This is a genomic window from Micromonospora noduli (assembly GCF_003264365.1).
Taxonomy (GTDB): Bacteria; Actinomycetota; Actinomycetes; order Mycobacteriales; family Micromonosporaceae; genus Micromonospora; species Micromonospora noduli.
In genome coordinates, this window is record NZ_PYAK01000079.1 from 1 (window position 1) to 21,397 (window position 21,397).

The following is a 21,397-nucleotide window of genomic DNA, read 5'->3' on the forward strand; positions in this document are numbered from 1 at the left end:
ACCAGGCCGCCTACCAGATCAGCGTCGAGCACCTCGCCGACTGGATCGCCACCCGCGGCTACGCCACCAGCTGACCCACAGACCACCAGCACACACCGAAGGGCCGGACCCCACCACGGGGCCCGGCCCTTCGGCATGCCTAGGTCAGTGCTCGCCCGCGCGGGTCGGCTCAACGTCGGGGGCCACCACAACCGCCTGACCACCGGAGGCCGCCGCAACAGAGTGGCCGCCCGAAGCCGCCCCGACAGACTGACCGCCGGAAGGCACCTCGGCCGCCTCCATGTCGGCGGCGCCGTCGGCCGAAGCGACGCGGTGCGCGCGGCGGCGCAGCCACCAGGTGCTGCCGAGCCCGGCGAGGACCGCGAGGACCAACCCGGCCCAGGAGATGTCCTTCAGCCAGTGTTCGGCCGCCCGGCCAACGGAGTAGAGCAGGTACGTCGTGCCGAAGGCCCAGACCAACCCGCCGGCCGCGTTCGCCACCAGGAAGCGGCGGTACGGCACGTGCAGCGCCCCGGCGAGCGGCCCGGCCAGGATCCGCAGCAGTGCCACGAACCGACCGAAGAAGACGGCCCAGACGCCGTGCCGCGCGAAGCTCTGTTCGGCACGGGCGAGCTGCGCCGGGCCCAGGTGCTTGGGGAACCGTCTGCCCAGCCGGGCGAGCAGCGGACGACCGCCGCGTCGGCCGACGGCGTACCCGACGGAGTCGCCGACGATGGCGCCGAACGCCGCCGCGCTGGCCACCCATTCCGGCTCGACCACGCCGGTGGCGGCGAGCAGGGCGGAGCTGACCAGGACGATCTCGCCGGGCAGCGGAACACCCATGCTCTCCACGCCGATCACTCCGGCGACAAGCAGGTAGACCACGCCCGGAGGCAGCGCCGAGAGCCAGTGCTGAACGTCGATCACTCGGCACCCCTTCCGAATCGGCCCCGACCCTACCCCGCCGAGCCGACGGGGCGGCGCGGTCGTGGGTCACCCAACCCGTGACGCCAGGTTGCGCAGATAGCAAGACGGACGTACGGTTTTGTTGGAAGCGGAATCGGGCGGTAAGTGTCACCTAACCTCGGCGGCACCCCGGCCGGTGCGACAGACTGCTCAGGACTACTCACGGTCGCTGGTGTGAAGGAGTACGACGTGGCGAGCCTCGACACCTTCGGTGCGAAGACCCAGCTACGCGTCGGAGACGCGAGCTACGAGATTTTCAAGATCGACAAGGTGGACGGCCACGCGCGGTTGCCGTACAGCCTGAAGATCCTGCTGGAGAACCTGCTGCGGACCGAGGACGGCGCGAACATCACCGCCGACCACATCCGCCAGCTCGGCGGGTGGGACTCCACCGCCGCCCCGAGCGTGGAGATCCAGTTCACCCCGGCGCGGGTCCTGATGCAGGACTTCACCGGCGTGCCCTGCGTGGTCGACCTGGCCACCATGCGCGAGGCCGTACGTGACCTGGGCGGCGACGCCAGCAAGGTCAACCCCCTCGCCCCGGCCGAGCTGGTCATCGACCACTCGGTCATCGCCGACCTGTTCGGCCGCGAGGACGCGTTCGCCCGCAACGTCGAGCTGGAGTACGAGCGCAACAAGGAGCGCTACCAGTTCCTGCGCTGGGGTCAGACCGCGTTCAACGAGTTCAAGGTAGTCCCGCCGGGCACCGGCATCGTGCACCAGGTCAACATCGAGTACCTGGCCCGCACCATCATGGAGCGGGGCGGTCAGGCGTACCCGGACACGGTGGTCGGCACCGACTCGCACACCACGATGGTCAACGGCCTGGGCGTGCTGGGCTGGGGCGTCGGCGGCATCGAGGCCGAGGCCGCGATGCTCGGCCAGCCGGTCAGCATGCTGATCCCCCGGGTGGTGGGCTTCAAGCTCTCCGGTGAGATGCCGGCCGGCACCACCGCCACCGACCTGGTGCTGACCATCACCGAGATGCTGCGCAAGCACGGTGTGGTCGGCAAGTTCGTCGAGTTCTACGGTCCCGGCGTGGGCGCCGTGCCGCTGGCCAACCGGGCCACCATCGGCAACATGTCCCCGGAGTACGGCTCCACCGTGGCGATCTTCCCGATCGACGCGGAGACGATCCGCTACCTGGAGCTGACCGGCCGGGACGCGGCGCAGGTCGCGCTGGTCGAGGCGTACGCCAAGGAGCAGGGCCTCTGGCACGACCCGGACGCCGAGCCGGACTACTCCGAGCGCCTGGAGCTGGACCTCGGCTCCATCGAGCCGTCGCTCGCCGGCCCGAAGCGCCCGCAGGACCGGGTGCCGCTGGGTGCCGCGAAGACGCTGTTCCGCTCCGCGTTGACCGACTACGTGGCCGATGACTCCGTCGGTGAGCGCGACCTCAAGCCGGGTGTCCCCCGCGAGGAACTGCCGCGTGGCGCCAACGGCCCGGCCGACGAGGCCAGCGCCGAGTCCTTCCCGGCCAGCGACCCGCCGGCCAACGAGTTCAGCGACCCGGCCGACGAGCCGCGTGACCTGGAGACCGCTGCGGTCGGCGCGGGTGGCCGGGCCAGCAACCCGGTCCGGGTCACCGGCGCGGACGGCGTCGAGTACGAGCTGGACCACGGTGCCGTGGTGATCGCCGCGATCACCTCCTGCACCAACACGTCCAACCCGCAGGTGATGATCGGTGCCGCGCTGCTGGCCCGTAACGCTGTGGAGAAGGGCCTGACCCGCAAGCCGTGGGTGAAGACCACCCTGGCGCCCGGGTCGAAGGTCGTCATGGACTACTACGAGCGAGCCGGCCTCACCCCGTACCTGGACAAGCTCGGCTTCAACCTGGTCGGCTACGGCTGCACCACCTGCATCGGCAACTCGGGCCCGCTGCCCGAGGAGGTGTCGGCCGCGGTCAACGAGCACGACCTGTCGGTGGTCTCGGTGCTCTCGGGCAACCGGAACTTCGAGGGCCGGATCAACCCGGACGTCAAGATGAACTACCTGGCGTCGCCGCCGCTGGTGGTCGCCTACGCCCTGGCCGGCACCATGGACATCGACCTGGCCAACGAGCCGATCGGTGAGGACTCCGAGGGCAACCCGGTCTACCTGCGCGAGATCTGGCCGAACAGCGCCGAGATCCAGGACGTCATCGCCCAGGCGATCGGCGCCACCGGTTTCAGCGCCGCGTACGCCGATGTCTTCGCCGGCGACGAGCGGTGGCAGTCGCTGCCGACCCCGACCGGCGACACCTTCGCCTGGGAGAGCGACTCCACCTACGTGCGCAAGCCCCCGTACTTCGAGGGCATGCAGCAGGAGCCGAGCCCGGTCGTCGACATCTCCGCTGCCCGGGTGCTGGCCAAGCTGGGTGACTCGGTGACCACCGACCACATCTCGCCGGCCGGCGCGATCAAGGCGGACTCCCCGGCCGGCTCGTACCTGGCCGAGCACGGCGTGCCGCGCCACGAGTTCAACTCGTACGGTTCCCGCCGGGGTAACCACGAGGTGATGATCCGGGGCACCTTCGCCAACATCCGGCTGCGCAACCAGCTGGTGCCGGGGGTGGAGGGCGGCTTCACCGTCAACCACCTCACCGGCGAGCAGACCTCGATCTACGACGCCTCGGTGGCCTACCAGGAGGCCGGCATCCCGCTGGTCGTGCTGGCCGGCAAGGAGTACGGCTCGGGCTCGTCGCGGGACTGGGCGGCCAAGGGCACGATGCTGCTGGGCGTCCGGGCGGTCATCGCCGAGTCGTACGAGCGGATCCACCGCTCCAACCTGATCGGCATGGGCGTGCTGCCGTTGCAGTTCCCGGTGGACGTCACCGCCGAGTCGCTCGGCCTGACCGGCACCGAGACGTTCACCATCACCGGGGTGACCGCCCTGAACGACGGTGAGACCCCGCGCACCGTGCTGGTCAGCACCGACACCGGCGTCGAGTTCGATGCCGTGGTGCGGATCGACACCCCCGGTGAGGCGGACTACTACCGGCACGGCGGCATCCTGCAGTACGTGCTGCGCCGCATGATCGCAAACTGATCGCGTAGGGCTGGTCGAGGGCCGCTCCCGCTTCGGCGGGGGCGGCCTTCGCCGTTCATGCCGGGGAAGGCTTGCGGTCAGAGCGCCCGGAGTGGGTGAACGGTCGGTCAGCGCAGTCGCAGGGCGACCGCGCGGGCCTCCTCGTCGGTGAGCGGCAGGAACCACAGGAAACGGCGGACGATGGCGACCGGGTCGGGTCCGTCGGGCTGGCCGCGCAGGTCGCGGATCGCCCGGCGGGTGATCCGGGAGAACTCGGGGATCAGGGTCGCGCGACGGGCCGCGTCCGTCGGGGTCGCTCGCAGCGCCGGGCAGGGCCAGTCTCTACCGCAGGCGTCGCACGTCCACAGCGGGCCGTCGGCGGTGTGCGCGACCGGCGGGTCGCACCGGGACCGCCAGCGTGATTTGGGTACGTCGTTCTCCGCGCGACCGGGACCTCGGTACGGCGGGTGCCGTGGCCCGGTCGGGCCGGCGACGTTCGCACGGGGCGAGGCCGGTTGGCCCGGTCGATTGCCCGGCCGATGCGGGCGGTTGCAGGACCTGTCGTCGGGCATCCGGTGCTCCCTCTTCGATGCTGTCTACACAGCACCCTGCCGAGGGTTGCCAAGCGATCACACCGCGTAGAAGTATTTCCTTCCGACGTCTGGAACGTTCTGGAGGGTCTGGAGATGAATCGAGCCGTACAGGCGGCGATGGCCGAGCGGGGCCACACAGCGGACAGTCTCGCTGCTCAGATCGGTGTCGATCCGAAGACGGCCGCCAAGTGGGCGAGCACGGGACGAATTCCGCAGACGCGTCATCGCGCGCGGGTCGCCGAGCTGCTCGGCCGGAACGTCGACGAGCTGTGGCCGGACGCGCTGAAGCGCCGGACGCCGGCCTGGTTTCGGCCCTGGGCCGAGATCGAGCGCGAGGCACTGTCGCTGCGGTCGTTTCAGCTCGCGTGGATACCGGGCCTCTTACAGACCAAGGCGTATGCGCTGGCGACACTGGTCGGTGAGGCGCTGACACCGGCCGAGGCCGACGACCTCGCCGAGGCGCGGCTGAGCCGGCAGGCAATCCTGCGCCGGGAACGCCCGCCGCTGCTCGTCGCGGTCCTCGACGAGGGAGTCCTGCGGCGCACCCTCGGCGGCGACCGGGCCATGATGCGGGAGCAGTGCGAGCGGCTGGCCGAGCAGGCCGCGCTGCCGAACGTGTCGCTGTTCGTCGTGCCCGCCGACGTCGGCATGTATCCGGGCCTCGGTGGGCCGTTCACAGTGGCCGAGATGCCGGACGGGGCGCGGGTCGCGCACGTCGACAGCCAGGCCCAAGCGCAACTCATCGACAAGGTTGCCGACGTTGCTACATTCGACCGACGGTGGGAACGCATTCGCGACGGCGCCCTGTCGCGCGCGCAGTCCCTCAATCTCATCAGGGAAGCGGCGGCATCATGGACCTGACCGGCGCTCGGTGGCGCAAGAGCAGCAAGAGTGGCAACAACGGCGGCGACTGCGTCGAGGTGGCCGACAACCTCGCGGGCGTCATCGGCGTACGTGACTCGAAGGACCCGGCCGGTCCGGCGCTCGCCTTCGACCCGGCGGCCTGGGCCCGGTTCCTGGTGTTGGCCAAGCGCGGCTGACCCCCCACTGCCCTACCGGGCGAGTTCGTCGGCCCGGTCGAGCAGCGCACGGCGCTCGGCGGTTGAGCCCACCGCTGCCGCCGCCTCCCGGAACAGCCCTGCCGCACGTGGCCGGTCGCCCTGTCGCGCCACCAGATCGGCCTGCACCGCCACGGCGAGCGGATAGCCGTCCAGCCCGCCCCCGGCGCGCGCCGCGTCGAGCAGCACCAACCCGGCGGCCGGCCCGTACGCGTACCCGTGCGCAACCGCACGGTTGAGCGCGATCACCGGTGAGGGGCGGAGGTCGGCGAGCGCGTCGTAGGCCCGCGCGATCGTCGGCCAGTCGGTCTCGTCGGCCGAGGCGGCGGTGGCGTGGCAGGCGGCGATCCGGGCCTGCCACGCGTACGGCCCGTCGTGGCGTACCCGATCGATAGCGACCAGGCCCTCGGCGATGGCGGCGCGGTCCCACCGGTCGCGGTCCTGCCGCTCCAGGGTGAGCAGGTTGCCGGCGGCGTCGCGGCGGGCGTCCCGACGGGAGTGTTGGAACAGGCACAGCGCCAGCAGCGCGGCGACCTCGGACTGGTCAGGCATCAGCCGGTCGAGCAGCCGGGCCAGCCGGACCGCCTCGTCGGCGAAGGCCGGCTCGCCGTCGGGGACGTAGCCCCGGGTGAACAGCAGGTACAGCACGGCGAGGACGCCGGGCAGCCGCTCGGTCAGCGCCGGCCCGCTCGGCACCCGGTACGGGATGCCGGCCTGGGCGATGCGGGTGCGCGCCCGGGTCAACCGGCGGGTCATCGTCGACTCGCTGACCAGCAGCAGGCGCGCGATGTCAGCGGTCGGCACGCCGCAGACCGTTCGCAGCGTCAACGCCACCCGGGCCTCGATCGCGAGCGCCGGATGGCAGCAGGTGAAGATGAGACGCAGCCGGTCGTCCACCACGTCCTGCCCCACCTCGGGCTCGGGCTGCGCCTCGTCTGGCGTGAGCAACGCCAGGTCGTGCAGCTTTCGCCGCTCCACCGTGGCCCGGCGCAGCACGTCGATCGCCCGGTTGCGCGCCACCGTCATGAGCCAGCCACCCGGGTTGGCCGGCACACCGTCGGTGGGCCAACGCTCCAGCGCGACGGTCAACGACTCCTGGGCGCAGTCCTCGGCCAACGCCCAGTCCCCGGTCACCCGGATCAGGGTCGCGACGATCCGGGGGTACGCCTCGACGCTGGCTTCCGCGACGGCCTCCGCCGCCGCCGCGCCGGCCGGTGCCGGGTTGCGCACCGGCCGGCGCTGCAAGGTCGACAACCTCGTCAGTCGGACAGGTCCGCGAACGGACGCAGTTCCAGTCGCCCGTTGCGGGCCATCGGGTGGGTGCGGGCCACCTCGATCGCCTCGTCCAGGTCGGCGCAGTCGAGCAGGTCGAAGCCCACGATCACCTCGGCGGTCTCCGCGAACGGCCCCTCGGAGACGAGCAGCTCACCGTCGCGAACACGGACGGTGGTGGCCGCGCTGGGCGACGCGAACACGTTGCCGGTCAGGCGGCGGCCACGGGAGTCGTTCTCCGCCACCCACTTCTCGATGTCGGGCAGCTCGGTGGGGTCGGTGTCCGGCTGGGTGTCGCTGCAAACGAACATCATGTACTTCATCTGGTCGCTCCCTGGTTTCTCGGGGTGTCGCCAGCATGACGATCGGCCGGCGGCGTTCCGGACACCCTCCCCCGAAAAACTTCTGTCAGTCTCCGCTGGCGGCGCGGCGACGGGCCTCGCGGGTCTTCATGGCGTGCTCCATCAGCGTGACGAGCACTTCCTTGCTGGACTCACGCTGCCGGGCGTCGCAGAGCAGCACCGGCACACCAGGGTCCAGGTTCAGCGCGGCCTGCACCTCGTCGAGCCGGTACTGCCGGGCGTCCTGGAAGCAGTTCACCGCCACCACGAAGGGCGTGCCCCGACCCTCGAAGTAGTCGATCGAGGGGAAGCAGTCGGCGAGGCGGCGGGTGTCGGCCAGCACCACCGCGCCGATCGCCCCCAACGCCAACTCGTCCCAGACGAACCAGAACCGGTCCTGCCCCGGCGTACCGAACAGGTACAGCACCAGGTCGTCGCTGATGGTGATCCGGCCGAAGTCCATGGCCACGGTGGTGGTGGTCTTGCCCTCCACCCCGGAGAGGTCGTCGATGCCGACCCCCGTCTCCGTCAGCACCTCCTCGGTGCGCAACGGCCGGGTTTCGCTGACCGCGCCAACCATTGTCGTCTTGCCCACGCCGAAGCCGCCCGCGACCAGGATCTTGATCGCGGTGGGCAGTGGCGTCGCTCCCGCCGGCCGGTCAGAGTGCCCGTAGTCCATTGATTACCGCCTCGAAGATGCTGTTGTCGGGAAGACCGGCCGTGGTCTGCGGCTCGCGGACCTGCACCAGGCTGCGGGCCGCCAGATCACCGAGGAGCACCCGGATGGTGCCCACCGGCAGGTCGAGATGGGCGGCGATCTCGGCGACGGACTGTATGCGTTGGCACAGCCCGACGATCGCCAAATGCTCGGGACCGAGACCGACCTCGGGCGTGACCTCGGCTCGGGTCGCCGTGACCAGGGAGATCAGGTCGAATGTGCCGGTGACCGGGCGGGCCCGACCACGCGTCACCGCGTACGGACGCACCACCGGACCCGCGTGGTCATCCACCCACTGATGGTCTGCGGACTCCCCCTGGACCGTCATCGCCGCTACCTCTCGCCGACCTGCTGATCAGTGCCGCGCGACGGCGATGCGACGTACTTGCCGACGCGGGTGACCAGCATCGCCATCTCGTAGGCGATCAGGCCGACGTCGGCGTCCTCGCTGGCCAGTACCGCCAGGCAGGCGTTGCGGCCGGCCGCGGTGACGAACAGGAACGATGACTGCATCTCGATGATGGTCTGCTGCACCTGCCCACCACCGAAACGCTTGCCGGCGCCTCGGGCGAGGCTCTGGATGCCGGCCGCCATCGCTGCGAGGTGCTCGCCGTCGTCCCGGCTCAACCCCTGGGAGGAGGCCATCAGGAGGCCGTCGGTGGAGAGCGCGACCGCGTGTTCGGCCTGCTTCACCCGGCCCACCAGGTCATCCAGCAACCACGTCAGGTCGGCGCTCGAAGCCGTCTTCTGGGTCACTTCGTCGTCCTCTTCTCGCCCGGCTGTGCGCCGTTGTTCGTCTGGGGCTCGACCGTCACACCGCGCGGAAACCCGCGTCGTCGGTGCTCGGTCAGGTCGCTTGTGGATCCTCGTCGGTCGGCTCGGACGGCGTCGCCGCCGGGGCGCCGGAGGCGCCGCCGAGCAGCCGAGCCGCGTCGGTCCGCCCACGCCGGGTGCCGGTCTGGTAGGAGCTCATCATCCGGCGAACCTGCTCCGGTGGGCGCACCACATCCTCGTCGTCGGTTTCGGACACCGCCGGGTCGTCTCGCAACTCGGGAACGATGTTCGCCTGTCGGACCCGGACGGGCAGGCCGGAGTCGGTCCGCTCCGCCTCAGCGCGGGCGGGCACCGGGCCACCGTCGCCGGCCGGCTCTCCGTCGGCGGTCTCCGAGCGGCTGGGGTCAACGGCGGGCAGGCCGGTGGGCACGGTCGGGGCTTCCAGGGCTGGCTGAGCCGGCCCGCGCCGAGCGCGGGTGGGCAGGTCTGGGGTGCCGGTTGCCGGGGTGGTCCGCTGTCGGGTGGGGAGGACGGTGTCCGCCTCGGCCCCCTCGTCCGTCGTCGGCGCGGCGGTGTCGGCCGGCGTCGGCGCGGCCGAGGTCACCGCCACCTCCGACGCGGTGGTCGTCGGCGCGGCGAGCGCGACCGGTGCGAGGGACGCCGGACGGCCGCTGTCCGTGGCGGGCGCCGACGGCATCGGGATGGCCGAGCCGGTCCGGAACGACCCGGAGTCCTCCGGGGAGACGTCGGCTTGGGTGACCAACTCCAGCGGGATCAGCACGACAGCTGTGGTGCCGCCGTACGCGGACTCCTTGAGCCGTACCCGCACGCCGTGGCGTTCCGTCAGCCGGCTCACCACGTAGAGCCCGAGGCGGGCGGCGTTGGCGAGGTTCAGCTCGGACCGGTCGACGATCCGGTGGTTCGCCGCGGCCAGGTCCTCCTCGCTCATGCCGAGGCCCCGGTCCTCGATCTCGATGGCGAACCCGTTGGAGACCAGTTGGCCACGGACCTCGACGGTCGTGTGTGGCGGGGAGAACGACAGGCCGTTCTCGATCAGCTCGGCGAGCAGGTGGATGACGTCGCCGACCGCGCGACCGGCGAGCGAGACCGGCCCGAGCGGCAGCACGTTGACCCGGGTGTAGTCCTCCACCTCGGCCACGGCGCCGCGCACCACGTCGACCATCGGGACGTTGCGCCGCCAGGCCCGACCGGGGGTGGAACCGGAGAGCACGATCAGGTTTTCCGCGTTGCGCCGCATCCGGGTGGCCAGGTGGTCGACCCGGAACAGGTCCTCCAGCTCCTCCGCGTCGTGTTCGCGGCGTTCCATCGCGTCGAGCAGGGTGAGCTGGCGGTGGACGAGCGCCTGCGTGCGTCGGGCCAGGCTCAGGAAGACCTCGCGGACGTTGCGACGCAGGTCGGCCTGCTCGACGGCGGTCCGCAACGCGGTCTCCTGGACGGCGTTGAACGCCTTGCCGACCTGGCCGATCTCGTCGGTGCCGAACTCCAGCGGGGGCGCCTCGGTGGCCACGTCGACCTCCTCGCCGCGCCCGAGCCGCTCCACCACCCGGGGCAGCCGCTCGTCGGCGAGCTGCCAGGCGGCCTCCCGCAGCCGGTCCAGCTGGCGCAGCAGGTTCCGGGCCGTGGTGATGGAGACGACGACCGAGGCGATGACGGCGAGCAGACCGAGGCCGGTGGCGAGCACCAGTCGGACGACGACCATCACGGCCACGCCGGTGGCCCGGTCCACGATGCCCTCGCCGCCAGCGGTGACGACGCCGTTCACCTCGGCCAGCACCGGCTCGACAGTGCCCCGCCACTGCTCGGCGCCGACCGGCAGCTGGGTCGACGGCCGGCCCTCGCGGATGATGCTGTCCTGCACGGCGCGCAGTCGGGTGAACGCCTCGCCCTCGACGAGCTGCTGGTAACGGCGCTGGTCGGCGTCGGCGAGCCGTACCCGGGTCTCCTCACCGAGGAACCGCTCCGAGCCGACCAGCGCGACGTAGCGGGCGTACTCGGGGCCGCTCATCCGACCGTTGCCGAAGAGGCCGCTGAGCAGCGCGTCCTCCTGGGAGACCAGCTCCTTCATCCGGTTGAGCTGGATCAGGGCCGCCGCCTCGCCGGCGATCTGCTTGTCGTCCAGGCTGCCCGTCACGTCGTAGATCTGGAAGATCGACTCGATCGCGCCGGTGTACGCCTCAGCGGCGGCGATCCGGTCGATCTTGCGGTCCAGCACCTCCGCGCGGGTCTGCTCCAACGCGTTGACCTGGGCGATCGTCATACCGAGCTGGGTGTCCAGTGCGGAACTGCCGGCGATGTCGACCTGCCAGTTGCGCACCGAGGCGGCGAAGTCGGCGGCCAGCTCGGCGGTCTTGCGCTGCTCAGCCTCGAGCGCTGTCCGCTGCGCGGTCTCGGGGTTGCTCAGGTACGCCTGGGTCAACCGCCGCTCCACCTGGAGCTCCTGCAACAGCGGCTCGCTCGGTGTGTAGACCTTGCTGTTGAGCAACTGGACACCGAGCAGGTTGAAGCCGTCGCGCAGGGTCACCCACGCCGCGAACATCCAGAGCGCGACCAGGGAGAGCAGCAGGGCGACAACCTTGGTGCGGATACTCGTACCGCGAGAACGCATTGAACCGTCCCAGGCCGGGCGTTGACTCAGCTCATCAACGAATGATCAGAGGGGGCGACGTCCCACCGCAGCGGGGCATCCGGGGCTGAGGCTCTGCGTACGCTAGCAGTGTCCACACAACCCCTCAAGTTGCTGTTTTTGTTGACCGGTAACCGCAATCCACCACCGATCGGTCCACGCCGAAGGTACGGATGCCGGCCAACCGGCAGGCGGCGAGCACAGTGGCGCGAACGATGACGGTCGGACAGTACAGCTCCTTGCCATACCACAGTGGAGGGTGCTCCCGGCCGGCGGATTCGTGCAGGTAGGCGTGCCCACGAGCCACCGCGTCGTCGACCCGTGGCACTGTCGTCGGCACCGCCAGCAGCACCTGGAGGGCGTACGCGGTCTCCTCGGCGGTGCCGTCCCACCGCCCCCACGAACCGTCAGCGCGTTGGCTGTTCAGCACCCAGCCGGCCGCCCGATCCACCGCCTCGGCGGCGGCCGCACCCCGCCCGAACTCGGCCAGCGCCAGCACACAGCAGGCGGTGGCGTAGTACGGCGAGGCGTGCCACCGGTCCTGCCAGGGGCCGTCGGCGAGCTGGTGTGCCGGCAGCACGGCACTGAGCCGCTCAACCGTCCGGTGGTACCGGGCGTCCGCGCCGGGGTGTGCGGCCACGTGCTGGCCGAACGCGTCCAGCACGTGCGCGTTGGTGGTGATCGAGAAGCCGTCCTCGCTCCCCGGCCAGGTGCAGAACCCCTCCGCCGTCTCGTACGCCCACAGGCTCGCCGGGTCCGCCGGGCGGCCAAAGCGGGCCAGCGCGTCCAGCGTGACCGAGGTGGTGTCCGCGTCGGTCGGCAGTCCTTCGCCGGTGGCGATGCCCTCGGCGCCGGTGGCGGCGGCCAGGGTACGCAGCACTGTCGCCGGCGGATTGACAGCGACACCGGCGCGGCGCAGCCCGCTGAGCACCCAGGCCCGCTCGAACACGGTGATCGGGGTCGGGCAGGGCACCGGCCCGTCAGCCTCGCGGATCAACTCCCGCAGGAAGGCGTGCGCGGCGGGGCCGGCGGCCGGGCCAGCCGCGGTCAGCCAGGCGGCGGTCGCTGCGGGTGACGCGCCGACGGCGGTCAGGGTCGGTCCGGCGTCGGCCGGTGTCGCGTCCAGCACCTCGTAGAAGTGAGCCAGCTTCGTCGGCAGCGCCGCCCCGGCGGCCACCGCGGCGCGGACCGCGCGCAGCCGGTCGGACCCGAGCCCCGCGGGCAGCGCCAGCGGCGGACGGGGCAGCCGCTCGGCGGTCGCCCGGTCCAGCCCCGTCAACCGGCCGTTGATCGACTCGACAAGCGCGGGGACGATGAGGTCCAGCGCCGGAGTGTCCGGCAACGCCCGCGCGTGGATGGGGAGCAGCCGGCCGGTGAGCGCGTCCAGTCCGCGCGCCACCGGGGCGAGTAGATCCGCACCGGCCCATCCGCCGTCGGCCAGCGCCGCGAGCAGAGCATCGGTGGCGCTGAGCGTGGGCACCAGGGCGTACCCCTCGGGTGGGCCCCACGCGCCGTCCGGGCGCTGCTCGCGCAGCAGGAAACCGATCCGCTGGTGGTGTCCCGGCAGCCAGGCCGCACCGGCGACGAGCCGGCCGCTCTCGTACACCGAGGGGGCGACCTGCCCCCACGGCCGCAGCGCCAGGCCGGCGATCAGCTCGCGGGCGGCGTCGGCGACCGGGTCGGCGGCGGTCCCCGCGTCGGCGAACACCCGGGTGGCACCGTCACTCATCGCGTGCCCCCCAGAAGTCCGACAGTTGGTAGAAGCCGCCGGTGAAGGAGATCTGCCGGCCGAGGTAGTCCGCCTGGCGGGGGCACCGCTCGGCGAGGGCGGCCAGGTCCCCCCGGGACCGCGCGGTCAGCTCGGCCAGCCGGTCGTGCACCTGCGCCGGGTCGTCGACCAGCAGCAGGGCGTTCAGGTCACCCCACTCGGCGTCCCGGCCCTGGGTGGCCAGGTCGTTGACCAACCGCAGTACGCGCTGCACGCCACGACCGGCGTCCAGCAGGTCGGTCAGCTGGGCGAGGGTCTTCTCGTCGCCCGTGGCGATCCAGTGGGTGACGTTGACGAAGGAGCAGGCGAGGTTGTCGGCGTTGTCCAGGTAGCGGTCCAGGTCCGGCAGGCGCCGCCCGGTGGTCGGGTCGGTCGGCAGGTGCTTCCAGTCCCACTCCCGCGCCACTGCCGCGAGCATCCGGGCCAGCTCGTCACGCCAGATCGGCCGTAGCCGGGCGAACGCCGGGACGGTGGTCAGCTCGTCGCGCAGGTCGGCCAGCAGCCGGGCCAGGTGACGCCCCGGTGGTGGCGCGGCGCCGTCGGCCACCGCGAGGCAGTCGGTCACCATCTCCCGCACGTCGTCGACGGATCGCGCGAGGTAGTCGACCTGCCAGTCGGCGGCGAAGACCCACAGCAGGGTACGGGTGGTGATCCGCAGCTCCGCGGCGGTGTGCCACGGCGCGGTGAAGGCGATGGCGGTGGCCACCGAGCTGAGCAGCGCCGCGTCGAACGGCGCGGCGTCGAACAGCTCCGGGTGAGCGGCGGTGACGTTCTGGAGGTCGCGTACGCCCCGGACGGCGAGTGCGCACACCCGTCCCTGCTCGGCGACCGCGTCCTGACCGGCCCGCGCCGGTCGCGGGGTCTCCGTCACGATGCGACCGGGCGCTCGACCGGGGTGAGGATGACCTCGGCCCGCTGCTTCGGTTGCAGCGAGGCGCCCATCCGAGGGGTGAGGTCGACCGGTTCGCGTAGCCGGAAGCGGTAGCGGCTCAGCACGGTGCTGACGATGAGCTGGGCCTCCAGCAGGAACAGGTACTGCCCGAGGCACTGGTGCGGGCCCCCGCCGAACGGGAAGTAGGAGTAGCGGTAGCGCCGCCGGGGCAACTCCGGCGCGAACCGCTCCGGGTCGAAGAGCGCCGGGTCGGTCCAGAACGTCGACATCCGCTGGGTGACGTACGGGCTGACCAGCACGGTGCCACCGGCCTTGATCCGCACCCCGCCCAGCACGTCGTCGCCGACCGCGGTGCGCGGGATCATCCAGCCGGCCGGGTAGAGCCGCAGCATCTCGTCGAGCACCATCCGGCCGTAGCGCAGCTGGGGCAGGTGTTCGCGGCCGACCCGTTCGGCGCCGACCACCTGCTCGATCTCGTCGGTCATCCGCTCGGCCACGTCGGGCCGGGACGCCAGCACCGGCCAGAGCCAGGAGAGCAGGGCGATGGTGGTCTCGGTGGCGGTGGAGAACATCGCGACCACGTCGCCGCGGATCGCGTACTCGTCGGGTTCGCTGCCGTCGGCGCGCGGCCGGCAGAGCGTGGAGATGATGTCGTCGCCGTCGGTGGGATGGGCCCGGGCCTCCCGGATGATCGGCAGCACCACCTCGTCGATGGTGCGCACCGCTTCGCGGAAGCGCCGGTCGCCGGGCATCGGCACCGCGTACGGCACGGCGGGCATCAGCAGTCGGGGAAGCATCGCGGTGGTGACGGTGTCCAGCGCGGCGCTGATCCGCAGGGCGTCGGGGACCGAGATCCGATCGGCGAAGAGCACCCGCATGGTGGTGCGCAGGACGATCCGGGTCAGCTCGGCGCCGCCGTCGATCGGGCGCCCGGCGAGGGCCGGTTCGAGCCACTCGTCGACCGCCTCGTTGATCGCCTCGGCCATCTTGTCGACGAGCGTCTCGGCCCGCTTGGCGGTGAACAACGGTTGCAGCGCGCCACGACTGGATTCCCAGATCTCACCCTCGGCGACCAGGATGGCGTCGCCGACGATGCGGCGGACCGGTCGCCAGAGCAACCCGTCGCCGTCCCGGGTGTAGTTGGCAACGTTGTCCCGCAGCACGCGTTGCAGGTGCTCAGGATGGCTGACGAGATAGGGGCGGAACGAGCCGAGGTTGAGCCGGACGACGTCGCCGTCGGCGTCCTGCGCGAAGTCGACGAGCGCGCCCAGCGGATCGCGGACCAGCGCCGGCAGAGCGCGTCGTAACGGGATTGTCCGGGGCTCGGTGCTGACAGTGGCGGGGCTCGCCTCGGACACCTGCGACATCGAACCACGTCTCCTCGTCGTCCCGGCGACCGCAGCGGTCCACTTCGGTCGGGCGGGTTGATGAAACTTTCACCTTCTGGGCCGACGGAAGCATCTCACCAAACGAGGGGCACCTCCAGACTTGCGGAAGGCGCAATTTCCATCTAAGTACACGCACGCTCGTCGATGTTCTCACCATGCTCGATTCCTGAATGGATATTCAGGCACGACACCGCGCCGGGCGGGCCGACGAACCGGCGCGACGGACGAAACGGCCGCGTGCCGCCGACCCGGCTGCGACATCGGCACTGCACGGGCGGTGTCGGGCCGGCCGGTGCGGGGTCAGTGACCCGGGACGCACCGGTACCCCCGAATCCGGGCGATGCCCGGCACCCTGTGCCAGGCTCTGTGGCATGGACGACAAGACCATCCTGAACCGGATCTCCGAGCTGGTCGACGAGGAGCACAAGCTGCGTGCCGACGCCCAGGCCCACGAGTCGGGCACCGAGGGCGAGGCCAGCGAGCGACTGCGCGCCCTGGAGGAGTCCCTCGACCAGTGCTGGGACCTGCTGCGCCGCCGACGGGCTGCCCGGGAGACCCACGGCGACCCGGACGCTCAGGGCGAACGCCCCAAGCCCGAGGTGGAGCGCTACCTGCAATAGCCGACGTGGCGGGTCGGGCGGTGTGGCCGCCCGACCCGCTCCGATCAGCGCAGGCCCGCCTCGTGCAGCAGCTCTCCGGTCAACATGCCGGGGTCCACCTGCTCGGCGGGGAGACCCCGGGCCGCGAACCAGGCGCCGACCACCCGCACATCGCGGGCCAGGAACTCCGGCCCCTGTGGGTTCGCCACCACGTCGACCACCTGCGGCAGGTCGATCACGACCAGCCGACCCTGGTGCACGAGCAGGTTGTACGGCGACAGGTCTCCGTGCGCGTAGCCGGCCCGCGCCAGCACCCGCAGCGCCTCCACCAGTTGGGCCCACAGGTCACGCAGCTCGGTCGGGCCGGGTCGCAACTGGGCCAGTCGGGGTGCCGCCTCCCCCGAATCGGCGTCACCGACGAACTCCAGCATCAGCTCGGTGCCCCGCAACTGCACCGGGTACGGCACGGCGATCCGGTCGTGCCCGGCGCCGATCTCCCAGAGCCGGCTCAGCGCGGCGAACTCGGCCGCCGCCCACTGCCCGGCGATCATCTGCCGGCCGAACGCCGTCCGGCCGGCCATCGCCCGGTTCTCCCGGGACCGGCGCACCCGACGGCCCTCCAGGTAGCCGGCATCGCGGTGGAACAACCGGTGCTCGGGATCGCGGTAGCGTTTCACCGCGAGCAGGCAGGACCGGTCGGTGTCCGGCACGGCGCGACGGACCAGGTGGACGTCCGCCTCCTTGCCGGTCTTCAACACACCCAGCTCGGTGTCCTTGGCGGCCAACTCGGTGACCAGCCAGGCGGGGTGCGGCTGTGGCCCGTGCACGGCGTCGTCCCAGGACGACCAGCGCTCGCCGGTGTCCGGGTCGGGCTCGCTGTCCGGGTCTGCGAGCGGCTCGGTGGGCCGCCCGCGCTTCAGAAACTGCGGTTCGTCGTCGTCGAAGCGGCTCTTGCCGCGGCTTCGGCGCTCGAGCGCCGGAAGGTCATGATCGCGCACTGTGGTGAGGTTCCCTTGGTCGAGGCTGAGATAGGCAGCTGGAAGCGACCTGCAAAGACGGCCATGACCGACCCCCTCTCCTCGACCGAGCACTCGCCCGGGATGCACCATGCGCGGACAATGCTCGTACCACCACGTCGGGCGGTCAACCGAATTACCGAGCCGCCACCCGAACGGCCGCTCCGACGCCCAGTCGCCGGCGCGGAAACCCTCAGCGGGCCAGGACCGTGGCGACGGCGGCGATCAACCCGTCCACGGTGCGGCTCGGCGCGAACCGGACGTCCGACCAGGTGCGCCCCCGGTGCAGCCAGACGCTGGGCAGCCCGACGGCGGCGGCACCGCCGATGTCCGCCTCCGGGCTGTCGCCGATCACCCACGCCCCCCGCAGCGGCATCCGGACCCGCTGAGCGGCGAGCGCGAAGATTCTCGGGTTGGGCTTGCTGACCCCGGCCTCCTCGGAGATCACCCAGTCCGCGACGTACTGGTCCAGCCCGGTCTGGCGAATCTTGGCGTCCTCGACGCGTACGGTGCCGTTGCAGACCACCACCGGCACCCAGCCGGCGTCGTCGGCGATCCGCAGCGCGCAGGCGGTCAGCGGGTCGAGCCGGGTCTGCGCCACCACCCCGTCGTGCAGCTCCTCGACCAGGTCGATCGAGGGAATGCGCAGCTCGTAGCGGTCCCGGATGGCGTCGGCGAGGTCCCAGCGGTCGGTCAGACCGTCGGCGTCGATCGAGATCAGCCAGTCGATGTCGGTGTGGGGCGCGCCGATGCTGTCCAGGAAGCGCTCACCCCAGCGGCGGAACGGCCCGGCCCGATCCAGCAGGGTGTTGTCCAGGTCCAGCAGGAGCAGTGGCACTCGGGCACCCTACGGGACCGACGTGTCCGCCAACAGATGCGGCGGGTATCGAGCTGACGAAGGGCTCAGCCAGGCAGCGACAGCCGCGCGCCACCCTGGTCCGGCAGCCGATCGACGAGCATCGAGTGGGCCGTCCGGGTGGCCGCGAGCACGGCGGGATCCAGAGTCGCCACGAGGACCGCCGTGCCGTCGTCTGCCCCGCGAGCCAGCACCCTTCCCTCGGGGTCGTAGACGGCCGCGCCGCCGTTGAACCGCCACGGGTCGACGCCGCCGACCGCGTTGGCGAAGACCACGAACATCGTGTTGTCCAGGGCACGCGCGGCGTAGTACAGATCCCGGCGGTGCTCGGAGCCGGCCAGGTATCCGCTGGGGCACAGGTAGGCGTGTGCGCCGTCGAGGGCGGCGGCCCGGCCGTGCTCGGGGAAACAGCCGTCGTAGCAGATTCCCAGCCCGAGCCGCCAGTTGTCGACGAGCAGCGTGGCACCCCGATCGCCGGGGGTGAACAGCTCCCGTTCGTCGCCCCACAACTGCTGCTTGTCGTACCCGACCCGCACCTCGCCGGTCCGGTCCACCACCAGCGCCGCGATGGTCCGCCGGCCGTCCGGGTGGCGGACGGCCGCGCCGACCAACGCGGTGACGCCGGCCTCGCGCGCCGCGGCCCGCAGCGGGTCGAGCCGGGGATCCGCGACCATCCCGGCCGGATCGGCCGCGACGTCCGTGCCGACCGGGTCGGCGGCGAGAACCGGCGGGTGGTACGCGCAGAGGAACAGCTCCGGCAGGACGGCCACCCGGGCGCCCCGCTCGCCGGCTCGGCGGACCAGGTCGGCGGCCATGACCGCGTTGCCGGCGACGTCGCCCGGCGTGGGGGTGGCCTGGACGGTGGCCACGGTCAGCGGGGAGCTGGGCAGGGTGCGGGGCTGAGTCACCGGGCGATGGTAATCGGCGACGTCCCAAGCCGTACGTACGGTTTGCATGCCCCGGGGTGACCTGCAACGATCGACGTGTGCCCAGAGTAAGCCAGGACCAGCTCGACGCTCGCCGGCAGGAGATCCTCGCCGCGGCCCGGGCGTGTTTCGCCCGGCTCGGCTATGAGGGGGCGACCGTACGCCGCCTCGAGGAGGCCACCGGCCTGTCCCGTGGCGCGATCTTCCACCACTTCCGCGACAAGGACTCGCTCTTCCTCGCCGTCGCCGAGGATGACGCCGCGGCGATGGTTGAGACGGTGGCACGCAACGGTCTGGTGCAGGTGATGCGCGATCTGCTCGCCCGCGCCGTCTCCCCCGACACCACCGGGTGGCTGGGCAGCCAACTGGAGGTCTCCCGGCGGCTGCGCACCGACCCGGCGTTCGCCCGGCGGTGGGCGGAGCGGTCCGCCGCGATCGCGGAGGCGACCCGGGACCGGCTGGCCCGCCAGCGCGACGCCGGGGTGCTGCGCGAGGACGTACCGATCGACGTGCTGGCCCAGTTCCTGGAGCTGGCCTACGACGGCCTGGTGCTGCACCTGGCCATGGGCCGACCGGCCGGTGACCTGGGCCCGGTGCTCGACCTCGTCGAGGAGGCGGTCCGCCGCCACTGACCGCGCGCACACCGGTCGGACACCCGTGGCGAGGCTGCTCCACAATGGGGCCGCCGAATCCCCTCCGGTGACAGGAGCAGTCGATGAACGTCCACGCCGCGTCCGGCGACACCTGGGGCATTTCCGGCCCAACCTTCCTCCGGTACTACATCGCGGCGGCCATCCTGGTGGTGGCGATCGCGGCGTACCACCGGATCCGCGTGCTGACCGCCCCGGCGCACAACACCCAAGACCCACTCGGACCACAGCAGGTCGCGTACCTCAACGGTGGCCCTCAGCTCGCCGTGCACGCGGCGCTGGGCGGGCTGCGCGGCAGCGGCGCGGTCGGCGTACGACCGGACCGTCGGCTGACCACCGGCGGTACCCCGCCGACCGGGCTCACCCCACTGGATCAGGCCATCCACTGGGCCGCCCACCAGCACTCCCGGGTTCGGGACCTGCCGCAGGACGAGCGCGTACGCTCCGCGCTGGACCAGATCCGCAACGGCCTGGAGCAGCGCGGGCTGCTCACCGACGACGCGCAGCGCGCCCGTGCCCGCTCCTGGTCCATGATCCTGTTCGCCCTGCTGGGCCTCGGTGTACTCCGGTTGGTCTCCGGCCTGTTCAGCGGTCGCCCGGTGGGTTACCTGCTGCTGACCCTGGTTCCGCTGCTGACCATCACGCTGGTGCTGCGCCGGGCACCCATGCTCACCCGGGCCGGTCGCACCGCCCTACGCTCCGTCCGCCGCGAACACACCCACCTCGCGCCGGCCTCCGCGCCCGCCTACGCCACCTACGGAGCGGCCGGCGCGGCGATGGGCGTAGCCCTGTTCGGCACCGCCTCACTCTGGGCGCTCGACCCGGGCTTCGCCGAGCAGGCCGAGATTCAGCGCCAGGCCGCCTCCGGCGGCGGCTGGACGGGCGGCTCCGACGGGTCCTCCGGCGGCGGGGACAGCTCCGGCGGGGACGGCGGCAGCTCCTGCGGCGGTGGAGGCGGCGGGTGCGGGGGCGGCGGCGGGTGCGGCGGATGACCGGCCCGTCCGGGGTCGGCATCGGCTGGCGTCCGGAGATCGCCGGCTTCGTGGCCGAGCTGCCCGGCCTGCGCTTCGTCGAGGTGGTGGCCGAGGGGGTGCCCGCCTCCGGGCCGCTCCCGCCCGGCCTGACGCAGCTGCGGGACCGCGCGGTGACCGTCGTACCGCACGGGGTGCGGCTCTCCCTCGGCGGCGCCGAGCCGGTCGACCCGGCCCGGGTCGCCCACCTGGCCGCGGTGGCGCAACGCCTGGACGCCCCGCTGGTCAGCGAGCACATCGCGTTCGTCCGGGCCGGTGGTCTGGAGGCCGGCCACCTGCTGCCGCTGCCGCGCAGCCGGGAAGCCGTCGACGCGGTCTGCGCCAACGTGGCCCGGGCACAGGCCGAGCTTCCGGTGCCGATCGCGCTGGAGCCGATCGCCGCGTTGCTCGACTGGCCCGACGACGAACTGGACGAGGTGGACTTCCTCACCGAGATCCTCGACCGGACCGGGGCACTGCTACTGCTGGACGTGGCCAACGTGCACGCCAACGCCCGCAACCGGGGCGCCGACCCGCTGGCGTTGCTGGACCGCCTGCCGCTGGAGCGGGTCGCGTACGCCCACGTGGCCGGTGGCGCGGAGCACGGCGGTTTCTACCACGACACCCACACCGACCCGGTTCCGGCGGCGGTGCTGGAGCTGGTCGGCGCGCTCTGCGCCCGGCGGCGACCGCCGGCGCTGCTGCTGGAGCGCGACGGCCACTATCCGCCGGCCGCCGAACTCCGCGCCGAACTGGACGCCCTGGCCTCCGCCGCGGGCTTCCCGGCCGTGACATGACTGGCGCACCCGAGGGCGGCTCCGCGCTGACGCCCCGCGCCGGGCTGGCCGAGCGGCAGGCCGAACTGGTCGCGGCGCTGGTCGCCGGGGGTGAGCCACCGGCGGGGTTCGCGCCGGGACCGCTGGCCGCCACCCGCGCGGCCC

Annotated in this window: 21 protein-coding genes; 7 read left to right on the top strand and 14 right to left on the bottom strand. The window is 72.2% G+C overall.

The window, feature by feature from the left end; translation table 11 throughout:
• Positions 1–144 precede the first annotated feature (144 nt).
• Positions 145–906: a DedA family protein gene (locus GUI43_RS30690; RefSeq protein WP_225855211.1), complete on the bottom strand. Its 762-nt coding sequence runs from the start codon at positions 904–906 to the stop codon at positions 145–147.
• Positions 907–1,119: 213 nt separating this feature from the next.
• Between GUI43_RS30690 and GUI43_RS30695 the strand changes: the two genes are divergently transcribed.
• Positions 1,120–3,972 (top strand): aconitate hydratase, encoded by a 2,853-nt coding sequence (locus GUI43_RS30695; RefSeq protein ID WP_112700350.1) that lies wholly within the window; start codon positions 1,120–1,122, stop codon positions 3,970–3,972.
• A 107-nt stretch (positions 3,973–4,079) separates the two neighbouring features.
• Here GUI43_RS30695 and GUI43_RS34790 read toward each other — a convergent pair whose 3' ends face one another.
• Entirely contained in the window at positions 4,080–4,523 is a 444-nt protein-coding gene (locus GUI43_RS34790; RefSeq protein WP_249037887.1) for a hypothetical protein, read from the bottom strand.
• Positions 4,524–4,637: 114 nt separating this feature from the next.
• Between GUI43_RS34790 and GUI43_RS30705 the strand changes: the two genes are divergently transcribed.
• Together GUI43_RS30705 and GUI43_RS30710 are read left to right on the top strand one after the other, a co-directional pair.
• Positions 4,638–5,405, top strand: coding sequence for a DUF5753 domain-containing protein (locus GUI43_RS30705; RefSeq protein WP_091403773.1), 768 nt, complete (start codon positions 4,638–4,640; stop codon positions 5,403–5,405).
• Positions 5,396–5,584 (top strand): DUF397 domain-containing protein, encoded by a 189-nt coding sequence (locus GUI43_RS30710; RefSeq protein ID WP_091403772.1) that lies wholly within the window; start codon positions 5,396–5,398, stop codon positions 5,582–5,584. Before GUI43_RS30705 ends, GUI43_RS30710 begins: the two co-directional genes overlap by 10 nt.
• Before the next feature lie 12 nt (positions 5,585–5,596).
• On the opposite strand, the gene GUI43_RS30715 is transcribed toward GUI43_RS30710, so the two are convergent.
• The 9 genes from GUI43_RS30715 to GUI43_RS30755 all read right to left on the bottom strand — a co-directional run bounded on the left by GUI43_RS30715 (position 5,597) and on the right by GUI43_RS30755 (position 15,324).
• Positions 5,597–6,847, bottom strand: a complete 1,251-nt coding sequence (locus tag GUI43_RS30715; RefSeq protein ID WP_112700351.1) for an RNA polymerase sigma factor — start codon at positions 6,845–6,847, stop codon at positions 5,597–5,599.
• Between the two features lie 14 nt (positions 6,848–6,861).
• Positions 6,862–7,197, bottom strand: coding sequence for a YciI family protein (locus GUI43_RS30720; RefSeq protein WP_091403763.1), 336 nt, complete (start codon positions 7,195–7,197; stop codon positions 6,862–6,864).
• Between the two features lie 85 nt (positions 7,198–7,282).
• A complete protein-coding gene (locus GUI43_RS30725) occupies positions 7,283–7,894 on the bottom strand; it encodes a GTP-binding protein (protein WP_030491535.1) in 612 nt (203 codons plus the stop codon).
• The gene (locus tag GUI43_RS30730) at positions 7,875–8,261 is read right to left on the bottom strand and encodes a DUF742 domain-containing protein (RefSeq protein WP_030337267.1); all 387 of its coding nucleotides are present in this window, start codon (positions 8,259–8,261) and stop codon (positions 7,875–7,877) included. Before GUI43_RS30730 ends, GUI43_RS30725 begins: the two co-directional genes overlap by 20 nt.
• Positions 8,262–8,266: 5 nt before the next feature.
• Positions 8,267–8,689 (bottom strand): roadblock/LC7 domain-containing protein, encoded by a 423-nt coding sequence (locus GUI43_RS30735; RefSeq protein ID WP_091403761.1) that lies wholly within the window; start codon positions 8,687–8,689, stop codon positions 8,267–8,269.
• A 91-nt stretch (positions 8,690–8,780) separates the two neighbouring features.
• Entirely contained in the window at positions 8,781–11,333 is a 2,553-nt protein-coding gene (locus GUI43_RS30740; RefSeq protein WP_112639275.1) for a sensor histidine kinase, read from the bottom strand.
• 124 nt (positions 11,334–11,457) lie between these two features.
• Positions 11,458–13,080 (bottom strand): prenyltransferase/squalene oxidase repeat-containing protein, encoded by a 1,623-nt coding sequence (locus GUI43_RS30745; RefSeq protein ID WP_112700352.1) that lies wholly within the window; start codon positions 13,078–13,080, stop codon positions 11,458–11,460.
• Positions 13,073–13,990, bottom strand: coding sequence for a terpene synthase family protein (locus GUI43_RS30750; protein ID WP_091403752.1), 918 nt, complete (start codon positions 13,988–13,990; stop codon positions 13,073–13,075). The genes GUI43_RS30745 and GUI43_RS30750 overlap by 8 nt, the downstream gene beginning before the upstream one ends.
• Entirely contained in the window at positions 13,987–15,324 is a 1,338-nt protein-coding gene (locus tag GUI43_RS30755) for a cytochrome P450 (RefSeq protein WP_181539441.1), read from the bottom strand. The genes GUI43_RS30750 and GUI43_RS30755 overlap by 4 nt, the downstream gene beginning before the upstream one ends.
• A 446-nt stretch (positions 15,325–15,770) precedes the next feature.
• Here GUI43_RS30755 and GUI43_RS30760 point away from each other — a divergent pair, with 446 nt between their 5' ends.
• The gene (locus GUI43_RS30760) at positions 15,771–16,019 is read left to right on the top strand and encodes a DUF2630 family protein (RefSeq protein ID WP_091403743.1); all 249 of its coding nucleotides are present in this window, start codon (positions 15,771–15,773) and stop codon (positions 16,017–16,019) included.
• A gap of 44 nt (positions 16,020–16,063) precedes the next feature.
• On the opposite strand, the gene GUI43_RS30765 is transcribed toward GUI43_RS30760, so the two are convergent.
• The 3 genes from GUI43_RS30765 to GUI43_RS30775 form a co-directional block, all read right to left on the bottom strand.
• Positions 16,064–16,996 carry a serine protein kinase RIO gene (locus tag GUI43_RS30765; RefSeq protein ID WP_112588664.1) on the bottom strand — a complete coding sequence of 311 codons (933 nt, stop codon included), beginning with the start codon at positions 16,994–16,996 and terminating at the stop codon, positions 16,064–16,066.
• Positions 16,997–17,207: 211 nt separating this feature from the next.
• Positions 17,208–17,852 (bottom strand): HAD family hydrolase, encoded by a 645-nt coding sequence (locus GUI43_RS30770; RefSeq protein WP_091403736.1) that lies wholly within the window; start codon positions 17,850–17,852, stop codon positions 17,208–17,210.
• 65 nt (positions 17,853–17,917) lie between these two features.
• Complete coding sequence (locus GUI43_RS30775; protein WP_249037888.1) at positions 17,918–18,778, bottom strand: carbon-nitrogen hydrolase family protein; 861 nt, start codon at positions 18,776–18,778, stop codon at positions 17,918–17,920.
• A 77-nt stretch (positions 18,779–18,855) separates the two neighbouring features.
• Between GUI43_RS30775 and GUI43_RS30780 the strand changes: the two genes are divergently transcribed.
• From GUI43_RS30780 to GUI43_RS30790, 3 genes are all read left to right on the top strand, one after another.
• Positions 18,856–19,428 (top strand): TetR/AcrR family transcriptional regulator, encoded by a 573-nt coding sequence (locus GUI43_RS30780; protein ID WP_091403732.1) that lies wholly within the window; start codon positions 18,856–18,858, stop codon positions 19,426–19,428.
• An 83-nt stretch (positions 19,429–19,511) separates the two neighbouring features.
• Positions 19,512–20,438, top strand: a complete 927-nt coding sequence (locus GUI43_RS30785) for a TIGR04222 domain-containing membrane protein (RefSeq protein WP_112700355.1) — start codon at positions 19,512–19,514, stop codon at positions 20,436–20,438.
• Positions 20,435–21,253 (top strand): MbnB/TglH/ChrH family RiPP precursor modification enzyme, encoded by an 819-nt coding sequence (locus tag GUI43_RS30790; protein ID WP_112700357.1) that lies wholly within the window; start codon positions 20,435–20,437, stop codon positions 21,251–21,253. Before GUI43_RS30785 ends, GUI43_RS30790 begins: the two co-directional genes overlap by 4 nt.
• Positions 21,254–21,397 lie beyond the last annotated feature (144 nt).